The organism is Pseudomonas citronellolis (genome assembly GCF_029335315.1).
Taxonomy (GTDB): Bacteria; Pseudomonadota; Gammaproteobacteria; order Pseudomonadales; family Pseudomonadaceae; genus Pseudomonas; species Pseudomonas citronellolis_A.
On record NZ_JARJLT010000178.1, the window covers coordinates 1 to 18,962 of the forward strand.

Annotated in this window: 16 protein-coding genes, 1 other RNA gene and 1 riboswitch; of the genes, 8 read left to right on the top strand and 9 right to left on the bottom strand. The window is 67.4% G+C overall.

Features of this window, described 5'->3' with window-relative positions; genetic code table 11:
- The first annotated feature begins 106 nt into the window (after positions 1 to 106).
- The 4 genes from P3W75_RS14040 to ssrA all read left to right on the top strand — a co-directional run bounded on the left by P3W75_RS14040 (position 107) and on the right by ssrA (position 5,881).
- Positions 107 to 3,382, top strand: a complete 3,276-nt coding sequence (locus tag P3W75_RS14040; protein ID WP_276227966.1) for an acetyl-CoA carboxylase family protein — start codon at positions 107 to 109, stop codon at positions 3,380 to 3,382.
- A gap of 38 nt (positions 3,383 to 3,420) precedes the next feature.
- A riboswitch (yybP-ykoY riboswitch) is annotated at positions 3,421 to 3,591 on the top strand.
- Positions 3,592 to 3,654: 63 nt separating this feature from the next.
- A complete protein-coding gene (locus P3W75_RS14045) occupies positions 3,655 to 4,665 on the top strand; it encodes a sodium:calcium antiporter (RefSeq protein WP_276227967.1) in 1,011 nt (336 codons plus the stop codon).
- Positions 4,666 to 4,771: 106 nt separating this feature from the next.
- On the top strand, positions 4,772 to 5,449 hold the full coding sequence (locus tag P3W75_RS14050; RefSeq protein WP_276227968.1) for a type 1 glutamine amidotransferase domain-containing protein: 678 nt from the start codon (positions 4,772 to 4,774) through the stop codon (positions 5,447 to 5,449).
- Between the two features lie 75 nt (positions 5,450 to 5,524).
- Positions 5,525 to 5,881: a transfer-messenger RNA gene (gene ssrA, locus P3W75_RS14055) on the top strand.
- Positions 5,882 to 5,957: 76 nt separating this feature from the next.
- Here ssrA and P3W75_RS14060 read toward each other — a convergent pair.
- Positions 5,958 to 6,173: a hypothetical protein gene (locus tag P3W75_RS14060; RefSeq protein WP_276227969.1), complete on the bottom strand. Its 216-nt coding sequence runs from the start codon at positions 6,171 to 6,173 to the stop codon at positions 5,958 to 5,960.
- 173 nt (positions 6,174 to 6,346) lie between these two features.
- On the opposite strand from P3W75_RS14060, the gene P3W75_RS14065 reads away from it, so the two are divergent.
- The 3 genes from P3W75_RS14065 (at position 6,347) to P3W75_RS14075 (ending at position 7,807) form a co-directional block, all read left to right on the top strand.
- Positions 6,347 to 6,601, top strand: coding sequence for a hypothetical protein (locus P3W75_RS14065; RefSeq protein WP_276227970.1), 255 nt, complete (start codon positions 6,347 to 6,349; stop codon positions 6,599 to 6,601).
- 51 nt (positions 6,602 to 6,652) lie between these two features.
- On the top strand, positions 6,653 to 6,886 hold the full coding sequence (locus tag P3W75_RS14070; RefSeq protein ID WP_276227971.1) for a DNA-binding protein: 234 nt from the start codon (positions 6,653 to 6,655) through the stop codon (positions 6,884 to 6,886).
- Between the two features lie 660 nt (positions 6,887 to 7,546).
- On the top strand, positions 7,547 to 7,807 hold the full coding sequence (locus P3W75_RS14075; RefSeq protein WP_276227972.1) for a hypothetical protein: 261 nt from the start codon (positions 7,547 to 7,549) through the stop codon (positions 7,805 to 7,807).
- Positions 7,808 to 8,118: 311 nt separating this feature from the next.
- Here the strand turns inward: P3W75_RS14075 and P3W75_RS14080 are convergent, their stop codons facing one another.
- A complete protein-coding gene (locus P3W75_RS14080; protein WP_276227973.1) occupies positions 8,119 to 9,459 on the bottom strand; it encodes an OprD family porin in 1,341 nt (446 codons plus the stop codon).
- 416 nt (positions 9,460 to 9,875) lie between these two features.
- Between P3W75_RS14080 and P3W75_RS14085 the strand changes: the two genes are divergently transcribed.
- Complete coding sequence (locus P3W75_RS14085) at positions 9,876 to 10,253, top strand: LytR/AlgR family response regulator transcription factor (protein WP_276227974.1); 378 nt, start codon at positions 9,876 to 9,878, stop codon at positions 10,251 to 10,253.
- A 9-nt stretch (positions 10,254 to 10,262) separates the two neighbouring features.
- On the opposite strand, the gene P3W75_RS14090 is transcribed toward P3W75_RS14085, so the two are convergent.
- From P3W75_RS14090 to P3W75_RS14120, 7 genes are all read right to left on the bottom strand, one after another.
- A complete protein-coding gene (locus tag P3W75_RS14090) occupies positions 10,263 to 12,926 on the bottom strand; it encodes a bifunctional diguanylate cyclase/phosphodiesterase (protein WP_276227975.1) in 2,664 nt (887 codons plus the stop codon).
- A 153-nt stretch (positions 12,927 to 13,079) separates the two neighbouring features.
- Positions 13,080 to 14,318 carry an EAL domain-containing response regulator gene (locus P3W75_RS14095; protein ID WP_276227976.1) on the bottom strand — a complete coding sequence of 413 codons (1,239 nt, stop codon included), beginning with the start codon at positions 14,316 to 14,318 and terminating at the stop codon, positions 13,080 to 13,082.
- Complete coding sequence (locus P3W75_RS14100) at positions 14,309 to 15,397, bottom strand: protein-glutamate methylesterase/protein-glutamine glutaminase (RefSeq protein ID WP_276227977.1); 1,089 nt, start codon at positions 15,395 to 15,397, stop codon at positions 14,309 to 14,311. Before P3W75_RS14100 ends, P3W75_RS14095 begins: the two co-directional genes overlap by 10 nt.
- Positions 15,385 to 15,891, bottom strand: a complete 507-nt coding sequence (locus P3W75_RS14105; protein WP_276227978.1) for a chemotaxis protein CheD — start codon at positions 15,889 to 15,891, stop codon at positions 15,385 to 15,387. The genes P3W75_RS14100 and P3W75_RS14105 overlap by 13 nt, the downstream gene beginning before the upstream one ends.
- Positions 15,888 to 16,736 carry a CheR family methyltransferase gene (locus tag P3W75_RS14110; protein WP_276227979.1) on the bottom strand — a complete coding sequence of 283 codons (849 nt, stop codon included), beginning with the start codon at positions 16,734 to 16,736 and terminating at the stop codon, positions 15,888 to 15,890. Before P3W75_RS14110 ends, P3W75_RS14105 begins: the two co-directional genes overlap by 4 nt.
- Before the next feature lies 1 nt (position 16,737).
- Complete coding sequence (locus P3W75_RS14115) at positions 16,738 to 17,271, bottom strand: chemotaxis protein CheW (RefSeq protein ID WP_276227980.1); 534 nt, start codon at positions 17,269 to 17,271, stop codon at positions 16,738 to 16,740.
- A gap of 10 nt (positions 17,272 to 17,281) precedes the next feature.
- On the bottom strand, positions 17,282 to 18,931 hold the full coding sequence (locus P3W75_RS14120; RefSeq protein WP_276227981.1) for a methyl-accepting chemotaxis protein: 1,650 nt from the start codon (positions 18,929 to 18,931) through the stop codon (positions 17,282 to 17,284).
- Positions 18,932 to 18,962: the final 31 nt, after the last annotated feature.

The following is an 18,962-nucleotide window of genomic DNA, read 5'->3' on the forward strand; positions in this document are numbered from 1 at the left end:
CGGCGAAGTGTCCGTCATTCGCCAGACCCGGTTTCGTATCGATCCCCCGCCTCATCCCTAAGATGGAGCGATTTCCCCGCCAGAAGAACGACAAGCGGAATCGCCCATGCCCATCGCCTCCCTGCTGATCGCCAACCGTGGCGAAATCGCCATCCGCATCGCCCGCGCCGCCGCCGAACTCGGCCTGCGCAGCGTGGCGGTGTACGCCGAAGACGACGCCGCCTCGCTGCACACGCGCCAGGCCGACCAGGCCGTGGCCCTGCGCGGGCGCGGCGCGGCGGCCTACCTGGACATCGCCCAGCTGATCGAAGTGGCGCTGGCCCAGGGCTGCGACGCCGTGCACCCGGGCTATGGCTTCCTCTCCGAGAACGCCGAGTTCGCCCGCCGCTGCGAAGCGGCCGGGCTGCGTTTCGTCGGGCCCGACGCCGAGGTGCTGGAACAACTGGGCGACAAGGCCCGCGCCCGCGAGCTGGCCAGCCAGCACGGCGTGGCCCTGGCCGCCGGCACCAACCGCGCCACCAGCCTGGCGGACGCCGAACGCTTCTTCGCCCAGCTGCCGGCCGGCGCCGGGATGATGATCAAGGCCCTGGCCGGCGGCGGCGGGCGCGGCATGCGCGCGGTGCGCTCGCGCGAGGAAATCGCCGAGGCCTACGCCCGCTGCCAATCCGAGGCGCGCGCCGCCTTCGGCAACGACGCGCTCTACGTCGAGCGCCTGATCGAGCGCGCGCGGCACATCGAAGTGCAGGTGATCGGCGACGGCAGCGGCCAGGTCAGCCACCTGTGGGAGCGCGACTGCAGCCTGCAGCGGCGCAACCAGAAGCTCCTGGAAATCGCCCCCAGCCCCGGCCTGCACCCGCGCCTGCGCGGGGCCATCGCCACAGCCGCCGTGCGCCTGGCCGAAGCGGTGCGCTATCGCGGCCTGGGCACCTTCGAATTCCTCCTCGACGAAGACAGCGGCGACTTCCTGTTCATGGAAGCCAACCCGCGCCTGCAGGTAGAGCACACCGTCACCGAGGCGGTCACCGGCATCGACCTGGTCCAGGCCCAGCTGCGCATCGCCGCTGGCGCCAGCCTCGCCGAACTGAACCTGCGCCAGGCCGAGATTCCCGCCCCGCGCGGCTTCGCCGTGCAACTGCGGATCAACCTGGAAAGCCTCGCCGCCGACGGCAGCCCGCAGCCGGCCAGCGGCGTGCTGCAGGCCTACCAGCCGCCCAGCGGCCCCGGCCTGCGCGTGGACGGCTACGGCTACCCCGGCTACCGCGCCAGCACCGGCTACGACTCGCTGCTGGCCAAGCTGATCGTCCAGGCGGCGGATTATCCACAGGCCCTGCGCAAGGCCTACCGGGCGCTCTGCGAATTCCGCCTGGAAGGCGTGGCCAACAATATCCCGCTCCTGCTCAACCTGCTGCGCCGCCCGGAGCTGGTGGAGAACCGCGTGGGCACCCGCTTCATCGAAACCCACGCGGCGGAGTTGCTGGCCGACGAGGCCCACCCGCACCGCTGGCTGGGCGACGCCGCCGGCGCGCAGGAAACCCACAGCCAGGCCGCGCCGGCCGGTTGCCTGGCGCTCGGCGCACCCAGCGCCGGCGTGCTGGTCAGCCTGCTGGCCGGGCCCGGTGACGCCGTGGCCAGCGGCCAGGTGATCGCCATCGTCGAAGCGATGAAGATGGAAATCGAGATCAAGGCCGAAGCCAGCGGCATCGTCCACAGCCTTGCCGCCGCCCCCGGCGACAGCCTCGACCCGGGCGCCGCGCTGCTGTTCATCGAGCCGGCGGACGTCGCCAGGCAGGAACAGGACAGCGCCAGCGAGCTGGACCTGGAGTACCTGCGCGCCGACCTCGCCGAAGTCATCGAACGCCACGCCATCGGCCTCGACGCGCGGCGCCCGGAAGCCATCGCCAAGCGCCATGCCGCCGGCAAGCGCAGCGCGCGGGAAAACCTCGACGACCTGCTCGACCCCGGCAGCTTCATCGAATACGGCGCCCTGGCCATCGCCGCGCAACGGCGCCGGCGCAGCCTGGAAGAACTCCAGGCGATCAGTCCGGCCGACGGCCTGGTCACCGGCCTGGGCAGCGTCAACGCCGCGCAGTTCGGCGACGAGGCCGCGCGCTGCCTGGCCATCGCCTACGACTACACGGTGTTCGCTGGCACCCAGGGCGTGATGAACCACAAGAAGAGCGACCGCATGCTGCAGCTCGCCGAGCAGTGGCGCATCCCCCTGGTGCTCTACGCCGAAGGCGGTGGCGGGCGGCCGGGCGACAGCGACTACCTGGGCGTGGCCGGGCTGGACTGCGCCACCTTCATGGGCATGGCCAGACTCTCCGGGCTGGTGCCGCTGGTGGGCGTGGCCGCCGGCCGCTGCTTCGCCGGCAACGCCGCGCTGCTCGGCTGCTGCGACGTCATCATCGCCACCCGCGACAGCAGCATCGGCATGGCCGGCCCAGCGATGATCGAGGGCGGCGGCCTGGGCCGCTACGCCGCCGAGGACGTCGGGCCGAGCCACGTGCAGGCCCCCAACGGCGTGATCGACGTGCTGGTGGAAGACGAAGCCGAAGCCACCCGCGTCGCCCGCCAGTACCTCTCCTACTTCCAGGGCGACGTGCGCGACTGGCAGTGCGCCGACCAGCGCCACCTGCGCCACGCCGTACCGGAAAACCGCCTGCGCGCCTACGACATGCGCCAGGTCATCGCCACCCTGGCCGACGCCGGCTCGGTGCTGGAACTGCGCCGGCAGTTCGCCCCGGGCATGATCACCGCGCTGGTGCGCATCGAGGGCAAGCCCTTCGGCCTGATCGCCAACAACCCCACGCACCTGGGCGGCGCCATCGACGCCGTGGCCGGCGACAAGGCCGCGCGCTTCATGCAGCTGTGCGACGCCTTCGACCTGCCGATGCTCTCGCTGTGCGACACCCCCGGCTTCATGGTCGGCCCGGAGGCGGAGAAACAGGGTACGGTGCGCCACGTCTCGCGCATGTTCGTCACCGCCGCCAGCCTCAGCGTGCCCTTCTTCACCGTGGTCCTGCGCAAGGGCTACGGCCTGGGCGCCATGGCCATGGCCGCCGGTGGCTTCCACGCCTCGCTGTTCAGCATCGCCTGGCCCAGCGGCGAGTTCGGCGCCATGGGCCTGGAGGGCGCGGTGCGCCTGGGCTACGCCAAGGAGCTGGCGGCCGTGGAAGACCCGGCGGAGCAGCAGAAGCTGTTCGACAAGATGGTCGCCGCCGCCTACCGCCACGGCAAAGGCCTGAACATGGCCAGCTTCCTCGAGATCGACGACGTCATCGACCCGGCCGAGACGCGCCGCTGGCTGCTGCGCGGCCTGGCCTCGACGCCGCGCCCGGAAAAACGCAGCGGCAAGAAACGCCCGCTTATCGACACATGGTGAAACAACCCCTTGAGCCATCCGGGCATTCCGCTAGAATGCCCGGCGTCATTGGGGAGTAGCCGCCCGCCCCGGCAGAGCCGGAGGGGATCACGCCAACATCCTTGGCCCGCAGGCCATGGTGTGATCAGCGCAAGCCTGGCAAGACCTTTGACCATGCAACCTCCGCAACGGCCGGGGAGGCGCATGGTCATGGGTACTACACCGGCCGGGAGTTCCACCGTGATGCACCGCCTCCATCGCCCCTCGCCCTCCGTCACCGGGGAGCGCGCCACATGCTGACCTTCGTCCTCGAACTGCTCGGCATGCTGCTGCTGATCCTGGTCGCCGCCGAGCTCTTCACCAACGCCCTGGAACACTTCGGCGAGCGCCTGGGCATCTCCGAAGGCGTCACCGGCTCGCTGTTCGCCGCCATCGGCACCGCCCTGCCGGAAACCCTGGTGCCGCTGCTGGCGCTGCTCGCCGGCACCAGCAACGCCACGGTCAACGAAGAAGTCGGGGTGGGCGCCATCCTCGGCGCACCGCTGATGCTCTCCACCCTCTCCGCCTGCCTGATGGCCTGCTTCGTCATCGGCCGCCGCGGCCTGCGCGGGCGCCTGGTGCCCGAGCGCAGCGGCCTGCTGCGCGACCTGAACTTCTTCCTCCTGGCCTTCTGCCTGGCCACCGTGGCGATGTTCGTACCCTCGCAGTTGCACAGCTACCGCATCGGCCTGAGCGTGCTGCTGGTGCTCACCTACATCGGCTACATAACCCTGACCATCCGCGCCTCCCGCGACCTGGTGGAAGACGGCCACGGCACCGAAGCGGAAAACCCCATGCTGCTGTCGCGCCTGGGCCTGCCGACCAACGCCCTGACCATCGCCGTGCAGCTGCTGCTGGGCCTGGCCCTGCTGGTGCTCGGCGCCAAGGGCTTCATCCATGGCGTGGAAGGCCTGTCGAACCTGCTCGGGGTCTCCGCGCTGCTGCTGTCGCTGCTGATCATCCCGATCGCCACCGAGCTGCCGGAGAAGGTCAACAGCATCCTCTGGGTGCGCCGCGGCAAGGACACCCTGGCCTTCGGCAACATCACCGGCGCCATGGTCTTCCAGGGCACCCTGCTGCCGGCCATCGGCATCCTGCTGACGCCCTGGCAGCCGCGCGTGGAAGTGCTCACCGGGGTGCTGGTGACCCTGGGCGCGGCGCTCTGGATACGCCTCAACGCGCGCCGCGACGGCATCGCCGCCTGGGTGCTGCTGGTCAACGGCGCGCTCTACGTCGCCTACCTCGCCATCACCCTCAGCCGCTGAGCGGAAGCGCCGCGCCGTGCAAGCCACGGCGCAGCGCCTAAACTGACGGTTCCGCCAGGCGCCCGGCCGGCGCCTGCCGTCATACCGCTACAAGCAAGGAGTGGCCATGAAGATCCTGGTAGTCCTCACCTCCCACGACCAACTGGGCGACACCGGCAAGAAAACCGGATTCTGGTTGGAGGAATTCGCTGCACCCTACTACGTGTTCAAGGACGCCGGCGCCGAGCTGACGCTGGCCTCGCCCAAGGGCGGCCAGCCGCCGCTGGACCCGAAGAGCGACGAGCCCGACGCACAGACGCCGGCCACCGAGCGCTTCCGCCAGGACCCGGCGGCCCAGGCCGCGCTGGCCAGCACCCGACGGCTCGGCGAGGTCAGCGAAGCCGACTACGACGCCATCTTCTACCCCGGCGGCCACGGCCCGCTGTGGGACCTGGCCGAGGACAAGGACTCCATCGCCCTCATCGAGTCCTTCGCCAACGCCGGCAAGCCGGTCTCGGCGGTCTGCCACGCCCCCGGCGTGCTGCGCCACGCCAAGGCCGCCGACGGCCGCCCGCTGGTGGAAGGGCGCCACGTCACCGGCTTCTCCAACAGCGAGGAAGAAGCGGTGGGCCTGACCCATGTCGTGCCCTTCCTGGTACAGAACGAGCTCAAGGCCAACGGCGGCCGCTACGCCAAGGCCGACAACTGGCAGAGCCACGTGGAAGTCGACCGCCTGCTGATCACCGGGCAGAACCCCGCATCCAGCGAAGCGGTGGCCGAGGCCGTGCTGAAACTCCTGAGCTGACAGGTACTTGCAAGGCCCCCGGGTGGACTCGCAGGGGGCTTTGCCGTACACTGGCCGGGACCTCCAAAGGTTCTTGGGGCCGATTAGGATTCGACGCCGGTAACAAAACTTGAGGGGCATGCCGAGTAGGTGACAGTTCTCGTAAATCCGCTGCCACAACTTTATAGTTGCCAACGACGACAACTACGCTCTGGCCGCCTAAGGGCGCCAGCAGACCCTAGGGGATGCCTGTAAACCCGAAGATTTGGTCTGTCAGATAGAACAGGATCGCCGCCAAGTTTGCTGTAGGCGTAACGGCTAAAACTCATACAGCTCGCTCCAAGCACCCTGCCACTCGGGCGGCGCGGAGTTAACTCAGTAGAGATGGCTAAGCATGTAGAACCAATAGCGGAGAGCTGGCGGACGGGGGTTCAAATCCCCCCGGCTCCACCAAAATCCAGAAAAGGCACTTGCCGCGAGGCAAGTGCCTTTTTTGTGTCCGCAGGTTAGGCAACTCCCCTTCTCTCCCTCACCTGGTTCGATCCACTCGCGCCGAATCCGCCTTCCCGCCGCCACTCTGCGCGGCAACGAAAGTCCGCAGATCGACCAGGCAAATGCCGGAAATCGTCCTGCTGGGCAGCACCCCAGCCTCGATCCACTCATCTACCGTTCCCACCGGCAAGGCGCACATCCGCGCGAAGACTTCGGTAGTGCACAGGTCGAGTTTCAGGTCCGGTTGTTTCATGGCACTTCCTCCTAAGGTGGCTTTCTTCCATCTCCAAGGTGTTTTGCTGCACTATTCGGGCGTGATTCAGCGGCGCCGGGCTCCTCAACCCAGAAGGCTTACCCCACCCGTTTTTGTAATATACGAAAGACATAGGGGTATTTGTATATTACAAATGTAAAATACTATTTCGCATGGAATCGATAGACGACAGAGTGAGAGCGCTTGTCGACAAGACAGGCCTGGACGAACTGGTGAGACGCACCGAGATCAGCGGCACGCGCTGGCGAACGGTTCGCTACGACAAGCGCACCCGGATCAGCACGCAGGAAGTGGAAGCGCTGGTGCGCTTGTATCCGCAGTACGCGCTTTGGCTGGCGAGTGGACAGGTGGCGCCGGAGGTTGGGCAGACACAGCCTGAAATCGGCGCGTCTCAACAAGGCACCTAAGCCGGCCACAACTCGCTTAAGTAAACTCATCCACACCACCCGTACGATTGAATGAGCATCACCGAGCGAGCGCTTCTACTGATTGGCCAGAGCAGCCTGACCGAGCTCACCCGAGCCGGCGACACGGACTACAACCGCTGGGTAAGCATCAAGCGCGGAAAAGCGCGGGTAGGCGCCGACGAAATCGAAATCCTCGGCAAGCTCTATCCGCAATACCGCTGGTGGTTGAGTACGGGAGAGGTGATGCCGGAGATTGGGCAGAGCAGTCCCGAGCACAGCAGGTAGCTCTACTTCAGACCACCGCCTCATCTAGATCCGCAAAATTGCTGACCTTCACTGCCCTTTCCGGAAAACGGGCGGTGACTTCGGGCTGACCGCCATGGCCTCGATATGACTGCGCAGGGTGGATATGTACATGTCCGCGCGCCGCTACTTCTTGGCGATGGAGGGCTGTTGCACGTGCAGCCTTTCGGAGAGGTCCTTCTGCGAGAGCCCTCGCGCCGGGCGGAGTTCGTGCAGTTGCAATTCGGCCAGCAGGGCCTGGGCCTTGGCTTCGATACGGGCCTGGGCCTCTCACGGCATTTTCGCCCGCAGGTCGGTAAACCTCTTGGCCATCGATAAATCCCTCCCAGTTGCGGCGAACCGATAGCGCCCACGCAGAAGCATGGGAGTTTCATTAGCGGCGTCAGGATGGGCGATCCGTGCCTCTCCTACTAGCAGACTGTTCTCAGCGTCCTGCGCGAATCAGCGGGCAAGCCGCTGTATCGAAACCCGGATATCAGAATGAAGGAAGGCGGGACGCCCCATTGCAACTGGAATATTCGGGAGGTTTCCCACAGAACGGTGCGCCGCCGGGTGACCTGGCGTTTACCCGCGACTGGGCATAATCCCGTTCATTCAGCCGCCCGACTTGGCACAGCTTTCATCCACGACACGGAGGTCGCCATGCGCGTCATCAAGACCGTTCTGTTCCACCTGCTCTATACCTTCCGAGGCCTTGTCCTGCTGATCTGCAAGCTGTTGTCAGGGTTGTTCCTGTTCGGCTTCCTCTTCGGTCTGTTCGGCGTCTTCAGTCGCGAAGGTATGGTTGGCATGACGCTTACCACGCTGGCATTTTGTGTCGGCTTTGGCGCACTGGCGTTCTACTACGACGTACTGCTGCTCAAGCTGAAGCCCGAAGGCATCGACCTCACTCTGATTCAGTAAGCACTGCGCCTTCCCCTGAAGTCCCCGCCCCGTCGGGGCTTTTTCCTGGGCATAAAAAAAGCCGCTCCAGGCGGAGCGGCTTGAAGGACGTTGAATTGAGCAATCACGATTAAATCAACGTCAGGAGCCAGGATTCGGGGATTGCCACTGGGAAATCCCCCGAATGCGATGCTGGTTACCTTAGCGGTTGCCGGTAGGTGGATAAATCCCCTGGGCGGGGATACACCTTCTGCCTCAATGCAACAATCCGCTGGGAACTTTCGGGAATTCGCCGTTAACCGGCGGCGAAGTTCCCGAGGTTCCGTTTGCCGTCAGAGGATCGACAGCGGGTAGTCGATGATCAGGCGCAGTTCGTTGTTGTCGCCTTCGGCCTGGTCGGCGTTGGCGCGGTGGAAGGCCTGGCGCAGGCGCAGGGACAGGTCCTTGGCCGGGCCGGACTGGACCACGTACTTGGCCTCGAAGTTGGTTTCGTGGTGGCTGCCGTCCTTGCCGTAGCCGGTGTCGGCGTAGTTGCGGTAGGGGCTGTCGGCGGCCATGTGCTCGCCGTCGATGTTGCTGCCGTTGATGTAGCGGGTCATGAAGCTCAGGCCCGGTACGCCGTAGGTGTCCATCGCCAGGTCGTAGCGAACCTGCCAGGAGCGCTCGCCCGGGCCGTTGAAGTCGGAGTACTGCACCGAGTTGGCGAGGAAGATCGAGTCACCCGCGCCGCCCGCGCCGTTGTCGCCGAAGCCGATGTAGTCGAACGGGGTGTCGCCCTGCACTTTCTGGAAGGCCAGGGTGACGGTGTGCGCCTGCAGGAAGGAGTAGGCGGTGGCGAACGACCAGGCGGTGTTGTCGATGCGACCGGCCTTGGCCTGGCCGTAGTCGTTGGTGCGGTAGATGTTGAAGTCGAAGCCCAGCGACTGCTGGCCGCCCAGGGCCAGGGTGTAGTTCACGTTGCCGTAGTACTGGCGCCAGATGTCTTCCAGCTCGGCGCCGTACAGCGACACGCTGAGGTCCGGGGTGACGGCGTAGCGGCCGCCGACGAAGTCGGCGCTGTCGGCCTCGACGTTGGCGTAGGTGGCCCACAGGCCGCCGGTGTGGCTGGTGGTCACCGGGCCGGTGCCGGCGGTGTAGTGGCCGGCTTCCAGGTCCAGGCCTTCCAGCTCGCTGCTCATCAGCGCGAAGCCCTTGGCGGTCTGCGGCATCATGCGGGTGCCGCCGGCGGCGAACACCGGGGCCACGGGCTGCATGTCGCCGAATTTCAGCTCGGTCTTGGAGATGCGCACCTTGAGCGCGCCACCGGCCTTGCCGTAGTCGTCCTCGGGGTTGCCATGGCGGTCCACCGGCAGGTTGCCGGTGCCGGCGGTGCCGCTGCCACCGTCGAGCTTCACGCCCAGGTAACCGTACGCGTCGACGCCGAAGCCGACGGTGCCCTGGGTGAAGCCGGAGGTGTAGGTGGCGAAGAAGCCCTGGGTCCAGTCGCGCTGGTCGCCGCCGTGGTTCTTGCCGTCATGGTTGTAGTAGAAGTTGCGCAGCAGCAGGTCCAGGTGGCTGTCTTCGAGGAAGCCCTTGGCGTCGGCCTGGTCGCTGACGAAAGGTTCGGCGCTGGCCAGTTGCATGGCGGCGGAGGAAACAGCGAGAACGAGCAGGCTGCGTTTGAGATGCTTCATGGCGATGCCCCTTGAGTCTTGGAATGCCGGCCGGAGATAAGCGTGATGGCCAGCTTTTTTGTAGGCAGGAACAAATATTCGGCCATGCGTAATAGTCATGGCCGAGCGATCGAATGGGTTTTCTTCGGATTATTTCCGCGGCTTCGCTCTATTCCCCAGCGAAGAGCGGACATGATGACGGATCGGGTGTCGATTTGAACCCGACCCCAGGCAAAGGTCTGTTAACAAATACGTAACAATTGCGCTATTCAAGCGGAAGGCCGCTCATCCCGCCACGCACGTGTCACGCTCGGTCGACTTCGCGCGCAGGCCGCGCCGTTCGTGCCTCCGCGCATTGGCATGACGAATTTTTCACAAGACCTGCACATCAAAATCACGGCCACCCGCGATGCTTGGGGCACCCAAGGGAGCACCCCATGAGAAGTCATTTCATATCGCGTATTGGCAAGATGCAGTTCCAGGTGGCGGTGGAGGACATCAGTCATTTCTCCGCCGGCGACAAGTACGTCACGGCCTTCCACCGCGACGGCCAGTTGCTGCTGGACGAGCCGCTGAAGAGCCTGGAGCAGGAGTTCGGCACGGCCTTCACGCGGATTCACCGCAGCCATCTGGTGCGCACCACCCTGGTCAGCAATTTCCGCTGGCAGACCTACGCCGCGAGCATCCGCGTGCATGGCACCAACCATCGCCTGCCGGTCAGCCGGGCCTGTGCGGCGACCATCAAGCTGCTGGCCAGCCAGCATCAGGGCGAGTTTCGCAGCGCGGCGCTGGCGCCGCTGCAAGCGAGCGCCTGAGCTCCTTCCTCAGCTGACGCCGAGCGCCTGCAACTGGCGCTGCAGGCGCCAGCTCATCACTTGTTCGGCAGCCATCGGCCGGGCGAAGTGGTAGCCCTGGGCGACGTCGCAGCCCATGCGCGCCAGGGCGCCGGCGGTGGCGTCGTTCTCCACGCCCTCGGCGACCACCTGCATGCCGAAGTTGTGCCCCAGGGCGATGGTCGACTGCACGATCATGGCGTCGGAGAAGTTGTCGGCCATGCCCGAGACGAAGGTGCGGTCGATCTTCAACACCTGCACCGGTAGCCGCTTGAGGTAGGCCAGCGAGGAGTAGCCGGTGCCAAAGTCGTCGATCGACAGGGCCACGCCCAGGTCGCGGATCGCCTGCAGGCTGCGCAGGGCCATTTCCGGGTCTTCCAGCAGGGTGCCTTCGGTCACTTCCAGCTCCACCATCGAACCGGCCACGCCGTGCTCGGCGAGCAGCGCCTGCAGGTTGCTGACGAAGTGCGGGTTGCGCAGGTTGTTGGCGCTGATGTTGATGGCCATGCAGGTGTCCAGGCCGTCCTCGCGCCAGGCCGCCAGCTGACGCAGGGCTTCGTCCAGCACCCAGTGGGTGAGCGGGTGGATCAGCTCGGTGGACTCGGCCAGGGGGATGAAGTCACCCGGCGGGATCATGCCGCGCTCGGGATGCTGCCAGCGCAGCAACGCCTCGAAGCCCACCACCTGGCCGTCGACCAGGCGCACCTTGGGCTGGTAGTGCAGCAGCAGGCCGCCTTCGCGGATCGCCCGCCCCAGCCAGGTGTGCAGGGCCAGGCGCTCGGGGGTGTAGTTGTCGTCGCTGCGCTGGTAGAGGAGGAAGTCGCGGCGGTCATTCTTGGCCTGGTACATGGCGATGTCGGCGCAGCGCAGCAGGTCGCCGTGGCCGCCGCCGTGCTCCGGGTAGCTGGCCACGCCGATGCTGGCCGAGAGTTCCAGCGGAATGCCGCCGGCGGAGAGCGGCTGGCGCAGCACCTGGCCCACGCCCAGGCACAGGCCGGTGATGGCGAGTTCGTCGCAGGGGCCGGCGGTGACGATGGCCATCTCGTCGCCGCCCAGGCGGGCGATTTCCGCGCTCTGGGTGTGCAGCCAGGCGCTCAGGCGCGCGCCCACGTCCTGCAGCACCGCGTCGCCATGCTGGTGGCCGAGGGTGTCGTTGACTTCCTTGAAGCGGTTCATGTCCAGCAGCAGCACGCTGAAGCGCTGCTCCGGTGCGTCGGTAATGCGCTGTTCGATATGGCGCACCAGCCAGTAGCGGTTGGGCAGCCCGGTGAGCGAGTCGTGGTTGGCCAGGTATTCCTGCTCGGCGACGTAGCGCTTGCGCTCGGTGATGTCGTGCAACACCAGCAGCAGCAGGGTGTTCTGTTGCCAGCGGAACAGCGTGGCGTGGGCCTCGCAGTCGAAGGGTTGCTGGTCGTCGCGGCGGCGGAAGCGCCATTCGATGTCCAGTTCGCTCATCTGCCCGCTGAGCAACCCTTCGAGGTTGGCGCGGCTGGCCACCAGCGACAGGCGCCCGTCGGGCTGGCGCTCCGGCGAGAGATCCGAGGGCAGCAGGCCGACCAGGTTTTCCGGCCGCTCCACGCCGAACATCCGCGCCGCGCGCTGGTTGGCGGTTTGCACGCGGCCGTCGACGCCGATGAGCAGGACGCCGTCGTTGATGTCGGTGAACAGCTGCCGGTAGAAGCGGCCGTTCTGGCTGAGCGTGCCGATCAGCCGGCGCAGCTGCCAGGCCGCCAGGCCGATGGCGATGATGCTGATGGCCAGCAGCAGGCCGCTGAAGGCGGTGCGTTTGAGCCAGGGCGTGCGGTAGCTGGCGGAGGACTGGCCGACCACCGCCTGGATCGGGAAACTCGCCGAGGGCGCCACGGCGAACAGGGCGTTCTCGCCGTTGATGCTGCGTCCCTCGACCACGGCGAAGTCGGTCTGGCCGATGCGCGGGCGCAGCGGCGAGTCCGCCGGCAGTTGCTGGCCGACGAAGCGCAGGGTGTCCGGGGTGCGGTAGAGCACGGTGCCGTGGCTGTCGATCATGCCGGCGTTCATCTGCTCGGCCAGGCCGAGGCGGCGCAGCAGGTCGCCGATGCGATCGGTCTCGATGAGGGCGCCGATGCGCTGTTCGCGGCCCTGGGCGTCGCGCTGGCCGATGAACATCGGCAGCAGGTAGCCACTGCCGTCCTGGTCGCGCAGGGCGCGGCCGAACACCGGGTGCTCGCCGGCGCTGAGGGAGAGCTGCGCCAGCAGGCCCTTGAGCTTCCCTTCGGCCGGCTGTCCGTGGCTGTCCACGGCGTACAGCTGGCCATCGGTGTAGACGAAGAGGTAGGCCGAGACCGGATCGTAGCGCATGGCCTGGATCATCTCGCGGCGGATGTCGAGGACCCGCTCCGGGTCGTCGGCGAGCTGCAGGTCCTCGGCGATCACGTAGACGCTGCCGTAGCTCTGCACCAGCAGGGCGCTGATGTAGCCCTCCAGCGAGCGCGACAGCGCCGAGATGCTCTGCCGCACCTGGTCCGTGCTGCTGCGGTAGTCGCGGTAGACGCTCCAGCCGGTGAGCGCGCCGAGCAGCAACAGCACCAGCAGCACGCCGGCATAGAAGAGCACGCCGATCCGTTGTCGATTGGCGGTTCCACTGGCCTGGGCGAAGAAGTCGAGATTGCTGCTCATCAAGATCCATCTGCACTGACAGCAAGAGTGGCCAAGCTTACTGCATGGCTAATAGCCATTACCACGCAGGTATGACGGCCGGATGTTCGGAGTTTATCGGCGGCGTCCCGAAAAACATCAGTACCGCCCGTCCTGCGCGCGGGCCAGAGCGCCTCAGCCGGCCCGCCCGGCGAGTTGGCGGATGCGCGTGCGGTTGCTTTCCCACCAGGCCACCAGCTCGCCGCCGGGCATCGGCCGGCCGAGCAGGTAGCCCTGGGCCTGGCCGCAGCCTAGGTTGCGCAGGAGGATCCAGTCCTCCAGGGTCTCGACGCCCTCGGCGACCACCTGCAGGCTGAGCTTGCGGGCGATATCCAGGGCGCTCTCCAGCAGGATGCGCAGGTGCATGCTGTGGCTCGCGCCGTTGACGAAGGCGCGGTCGATCTTCAGCTCGGTGCAGGGGATGCGCGCCAGCTGGAGCATGCAGGAGAAGCCGGTGCCGTAGTCGTCCACCGACAGCCCGAAGCCACGCAGGCGCAGGCGCGCCAGGGTCCCCAGGGTGGTGCTGAGGTCACTCATCAGGGCGCTTTCGGTGATCTCCAGGATCACGTTGGCCGGCGCCACGCCGCTGGCGGCGACCCGCTCGATGATCTGTTCGGCCAGCAGCGAGTCGGACAGCGAGCGCGCCGAGACGTTGATCGACACGCTCAGCGGCAGGCCGATGGCGTGCCAGCGCTGGCAGTGGGCGAGCGACAGTTCGAGCACCTGCAAGGTCAGCTCGGAGATGTGCGGCCCCTCCTCCACCAGGCTGATGAAGCGGTTCGGGGTGAGCAGGCCGTGGGCCGGGTGGTGCCAGCGCACCAGGGCCTCGGCGCCGGTCAGGCGGCCGTCGGTGAGGTCGAGCTTGGGCTGGAAGTACACCTCGAACTCGCGGTTGCGCAGCGCCCACTTCACGTCCTGCTGGTCCAGCCGCGGCCCCTCCGCCGGCGGTTCCTGGCATTCCGAGCGCAGTTGCACCGCCGAGAAGCGGCTCAGGCTGGAGGCCAGGTGGTTGAGCAGCACCGGCTTCTGCAGCACGCCGAGCAGGCGCAGGCCGAGGCTCTTGCCGAGGCTCTCGACCACGTTGAGCAGGGTGCTCTCGCGCACGCTGGCGACGATCACCGCCAGCTCCAGCTGCATCCGCGCCAGCTCGTGGAGCACCTGCACGCCGTCCATGCCGGGCATTTCCAGGTCGAGGATGAGGGTGTCGATCTGCGGGTTGGCCTTGAGCTTGGCGATGGCGTCGAAACCGTCCACCGCCTGGTAGACCCGGCCGATGCCCATGTCGCGGCACAGATCCACCATGAACAGCCGCTGCAGTTCGCTGTCGTCGACCACCAGCAGGTGCTCGGGCAGCCTCTCGGGGATCATTGCCATCGTTTCTCCGAACTCCATTCAGTGATTTCCCCGGCGATCTCCGACAGGGCCAGTACCCGGTCGACCCCGCCCAGGCGGATCGCCTCCTTCGGCATGCCGAAGACCACGCAACTCTCTTCGTCCTGGGCGCAGGTGCGCGCGCCGCTGTCGTGCATTTCCCTGAGCCCGCGCGCGCCGTCGTCGCCCATGCCGGTCATGATGATGCCCAGGGCGTTGCGCCCGGCCTGGGCGGCGGCGGAGCGGAACAGCACGTCCACCGAGGGCCGGTGGCGGCTGACCAGCGGGCCGTCGCGCACTTCCACCTGGTACTGTGCGCCGCTGCGGCGGATCAGCATGTGCCGCCCGCCCGGGGCGATCAGCGCCAGCCCCGGCAGCAGGCGGTCGCCGTCGCGCGCCTCGCGCACTTCGATGGCGCAGAGGCTGTCCAGGCGCTGGGCGAAGCTGCGGGTGAAGTGCTCCGGCATATGCTGCACGATGGCCAGCGCCGGGGCGTTCAGCGGCAGTTGCCGGAGCACCAGCTCCAAAGCCTGGGTGCCGCCGGTGGAGGTGCCCAGCGCCACGATTTTCTCGGTGGTGCGCAGGCGCCCGGTGGCGCCGGCGGGCGACGCCAGCAGGGCGTCGGCGTTGAGCTTGCCGCTCGCCACCAGCGGCTCCGCCGGTTGCGCGCGGACGCGGGCGCGGGCGGCGGTGCGGATGGCCGCGACCAGTTCGCGGGCGCTGTCCTGGAGGAAGTCGCGCAGGCCGGCGGTGGGTTTGCAGATGACTTCCACCGCGCCGGCGGCCAGGGCCTCCAGGGTGACCGAGGCGCCCTTTTCGGTGAGCGTCGAGCAGATCACCACCGGCGTCGGCCGGGTGCTCATGATGCGCCGCAGGAAGGTGATGCCGTCCATGCGCGGCATCTCCACGTCGAGCAGGATCACGTCGGGCCACACCCGTTCCATCTTCTGCAGCGCCAGCAACGGGTCCATGGCGGTGCCCACCACCTGGATGTCGGCGTGGGCGGCGAGGATCTGCTGCATCACTTCGCGCATCACCGCCGAGTCGTCGACGATCATCACCTTGATGCTCACCGCAGGCACTCCTTGCGTGCGTCGAACTGCAGGGCCTCGCCACGCCGCACCCAGAGCTCGCCACTGCCCAGGTCCAGGCGCAGGTAGCGGTAGCCCTCGCCGCCGAGGTCGCGGCCGCTGACCTGCAGGCCGGCATCGAGCATCAGCTGCTCGACGAACTGGATGTTCTGCCGGCCGATATCGCTGTGGCGCCGCGCGGTCGGGCTGGTCAGGCTGCGCGCGCCGCCGAGCAGGCGCACCTGCGCGTCCTCCAGGTTCAGCACGTGGGCGCGTACCTGCTGGCGCAGCCAGGTCCAGGCATCGTCGCCGTAGCGGCCGTCGAGGGCGCTGCCGTGGCCGGCCAGGCGCCGCGCGCCGGGCAGCTGGAAGTGGCAGAGGCCGCCCAGGCGCGCTTCGGGGAACCACAGCACGATGGCCACGCAGGGGCCGAGCAGGGTCTCCACCAGCACATCGCCGCCACCGAAGTGCCAGCCGCCGGGGTTGAGGAAGCGCTTGAGGCTCATCGCGCCACCTTGCGGTAGATCGACGAGGTCACCAGCTCCAGCGGCAGCGCCGTGTCGTGCAGGGCCTCGGAGTGGCCGACCATCAGCCAGCCGCCAGGCTTGAGACGCTCGACCACGTTCTGCAGCACCAGCAGCTTGGTGGCCATGTCGAAATAGATGAGCACGTTGCGCAGCAGGATCAGGTCGAACAGCCCCAGCTCCGGGCTCGGCTTGATCAGGTTGCCGTGGCGGAACTCGACCCGTTCGCGCAGTTCGCGCTCGACCAGGAAATGCCCTTCGTAGCGCTCGCGGCCCTTCAGGCAGTAACGCTTGAGCAGCGGCTCGGGAATCCGCTCGCCGCGCACCATGACGTACAGGCCGCGGCGCGCGCTGCGCAGCACCTGCTGGCTGACGTCGGTGCCGACCACGCTCCAGGGCAGGTGTTGGCGGCCGCTGTCGAGCAGCATCGCCAGGGTGTAGGCCTCCTCGCCGGTGGAGCTGGCGGCGCTCCACACGCGCAGCTCCTCGTTCGCCGGGAAGCTCGGGAGGATGCTGCGCTGGAGGAATTCGAAATGCTTGGGTTCGCGGAAGAAATAGGTCTCGTGGGTGGTGATCAGGTCGATCGCCACCTCCAGCTCGGCCTCGCCTTCGCTCGACACCAGGTGCTGGTAGTAGGCCTGGTAGCTGTCCATGCGCAGGGCGGTCAGGCGCTTGGCCAGGCGCCCGCAGATCAGCGGCTTCTTCACCGGCTGCAACTGCAGGCCCACTCGCTCCTGGAACAACCGCTGCAGCTGGCGGAACTCCTGCTCGCTGAGGCCGATGTCGAGCCCCGACGCCTGCGCCACCGCGCCTTCGGCCAGCGCCACCTCAGCCCTCCACCTGGTCGAGTGCGCCGACCAGCTCGGCCAGCTCGTCCAGGGACAGCACCTGGGGGATGTTGAGGACGATGATGAACTGCTCGTTCTGCTTGAGGATGCCGGAGATGAAGTCGGCGCGGATGCGCGCGCCGAACGACGGGCGGTTCTCCACCTGGTGCCCTTCCACCGCCAGCACGGCGTTCACCGCGTCGACGATGATGCCCAGCAGCTGCAGGCCCGAACCCTGGTCCAGCTCGACGATGACGATGCAGGTGCGCCGGCCGATCGCCGTGTGGCTGCGCTCGAAGCGCACCGCCAGGTCGATCACCGGCACCACCGCGCCGCGCAGGTTGATCACCCCGCGGAGGAATTCGGGCATCAGCGGGATGCGCGTCAGGCCGCCGAACTCGATGATCTCGCGGATGTGCTCGATGGGCAGGGCGAAGAGCTCCTCGCCCAGGGTCAGGGTTAGGAACTGCTGGGTCGCCGCGCCCTCCTCCTGGCGCGCGACGCCGCGCCCCGCCGGAACTGGCAAACTGCTCATGGCCGGGCTCCTAGAAACGGGTGAAAGCGGATTCGTCGATCGGCTCGTCGTGCAGCAGCCGGCGGCTGGGCAGCGGGCTGCGACCGCGCGGCGCCTCGGCCAGGCTTCGTTCGCGGTGCGACGTGTGCGCCGGTGCCGGCTGGCGGCCGTGGGCGCGTTCGTTGAGCTGGAAGAACTGGATCATCTCCTGCAGCTGCACGGCCTGGCCGCTCATTTCCTCGGAGGTGGAGGACAGCTCTTCGGAGGCCGAGGCGTTGACCTGGGTGGTCTGCGCCAGCTGGGTCACCGCCAGGTTGATCTGCTCCAGGCCGGTGTTCTGCTCGCGCGAAGCCGAGGCGATTTCCTGCACCAGATCGGCGGTCTTGCGGATCGACGGCACCATCTTCTCCAGCAGGGCCCCGGCGCGCTCGGCCAGGGTCACGCTGTCGCCGGCCACCGCGCCGATCTCCTGCGCCGCCACCTGGCTGCGTTCGGCCAGCTTGCGCACTTCCGCCGCCACTACGGCGAAGCCCTTGCCGTGGTCGCCGGCGCGCGCCGCCTCGATGGCCGCGTTGAGCGCCAGCAGGTTGGTCTGGTAGGCGATGTCGTCGATGATGCCGATCTTGTCGGCGATCTGGCGCATGGCCTCGACCATCTCGCGCACCGCCGAGCCGCCCTCTTCCGCGTCCTTCGACGACTGGCTGGCCATGCCGTCGGTGACCTTGGCGTTCTCGCTGTTCTGCGCCACGGTGGCGGCGATCTGCTCGACCGAGGCGCTGGTCTCCTCGACGTTGGCCGCCTGCTCGGAAGCGTTCTGGCTCAGCGCCTGGGCCGAGGCCGCCACCTGCTCGGAGGCCGAGGCCAGGGAGTCGGCGGTGACGCGCACGTCGCCCATGATGCTGCGCAGCTTCACCACCATCTGCTGCAGGCTGAACAGCATGCTGGTGCTGTCGCCCTGGCGCAGTTGCATGTCCATGGTCAGGTCGCCACCGGCGACGCGCTGCAGGGCGTCCATGGCGTCGGCCGGCTCGCCGCCGACCTGGCGCATGATCATCCGCGTCACCAGCAGGCCGATGATGATCGCCAGGACGAAGCCGGCGCCCATCAGGCTGTACATGAACACGCTGATGTCATGGGTGACGCGGGTGGACTCGGCGTTGACCCGCTGGGCCTCGTCGTCGTTCACCTTGATCAGCCCGTCGAGGGTTTCCATCAGCGGCATGTACAGCGCGCGGGTCTCGTCGCGCAGCACCACGGTGGCCTCGGCCTGGTGCCCGCCCTGGAGCAGTTCCACGGCCTTGCGCACCGAGGCCTGGTAGGCCGGCAGCTGCTGGTCGTACTTGGCGATCAGGCGTTTCTCGGCCTCCACCAGCTGGGTACTGCGGTAGCGGCTGAAGGCCTCGTCGGCGGCGCGCTCGGAAGCCTGGTTCTCTTCCAGCTGCTTGGTGGTGTCGGCGTTGTTGTTGAGCAGCACGGCGACATAGATGCGCCGCGCCTGCTGCACGGTTTCCGACTTGACCCGACCGAGGTCGCGGATCGGCAGCAGGCGGTCGGCGTAGACGCTCTCCAGCATGCCGTCGACCTTGTTGATGTTGGCGATGCCGAAGGCCCCGACCACCACCGATACCAGGGCAACCAGGACGAAGGTGACGGTCAGCTTGATGCCGAGCCGGAGATTCATGAACCATTCCACGTGGGTATTCTCCTGGATG

Bases quoted from the DNA above. Each gene is read 5' to 3' on its own strand.
- P3W75_RS14040 (WP_276227966.1), top strand. From the start codon at position 107: ATGCCCATCGCCTCCCTGCTGATCGCCAACCGTGGCGAAATCGCCATC.
- P3W75_RS14045 (WP_276227967.1), top strand. From the start codon at position 3,655: ATGCTGACCTTCGTCCTCGAACTGCTCGGCATGCTGCTGCTGATCCTG.
- P3W75_RS14050 (WP_276227968.1), top strand. From the start codon at position 4,772: ATGAAGATCCTGGTAGTCCTCACCTCCCACGACCAACTGGGCGACACC.
- P3W75_RS14060 (WP_276227969.1), bottom strand. From the start codon at position 6,173: ATGAAACAACCGGACCTGAAACTCGACCTGTGCACTACCGAAGTCTTC.
- P3W75_RS14065 (WP_276227970.1), top strand. From the start codon at position 6,347: ATGGAATCGATAGACGACAGAGTGAGAGCGCTTGTCGACAAGACAGGC.
- P3W75_RS14070 (WP_276227971.1), top strand. From the start codon at position 6,653: ATGAGCATCACCGAGCGAGCGCTTCTACTGATTGGCCAGAGCAGCCTG.
- P3W75_RS14075 (WP_276227972.1), top strand. From the start codon at position 7,547: ATGCGCGTCATCAAGACCGTTCTGTTCCACCTGCTCTATACCTTCCGA.
- P3W75_RS14080 (WP_276227973.1), bottom strand. From the start codon at position 9,459: ATGAAGCATCTCAAACGCAGCCTGCTCGTTCTCGCTGTTTCCTCCGCC.
- P3W75_RS14085 (WP_276227974.1), top strand. From the start codon at position 9,876: ATGAGAAGTCATTTCATATCGCGTATTGGCAAGATGCAGTTCCAGGTG.
- P3W75_RS14090 (WP_276227975.1), bottom strand. From the start codon at position 12,926: ATGAGCAGCAATCTCGACTTCTTCGCCCAGGCCAGTGGAACCGCCAAT.
- P3W75_RS14095 (WP_276227976.1), bottom strand. From the start codon at position 14,318: ATGGCAATGATCCCCGAGAGGCTGCCCGAGCACCTGCTGGTGGTCGAC.
- P3W75_RS14105 (WP_276227978.1), bottom strand. From the start codon at position 15,891: ATGAGCCTCAAGCGCTTCCTCAACCCCGGCGGCTGGCACTTCGGTGGC.
- P3W75_RS14115 (WP_276227980.1), bottom strand. From the start codon at position 17,271: ATGAGCAGTTTGCCAGTTCCGGCGGGGCGCGGCGTCGCGCGCCAGGAG.
- P3W75_RS14120 (WP_276227981.1), bottom strand. From the start codon at position 18,931: ATGAATCTCCGGCTCGGCATCAAGCTGACCGTCACCTTCGTCCTGGTT.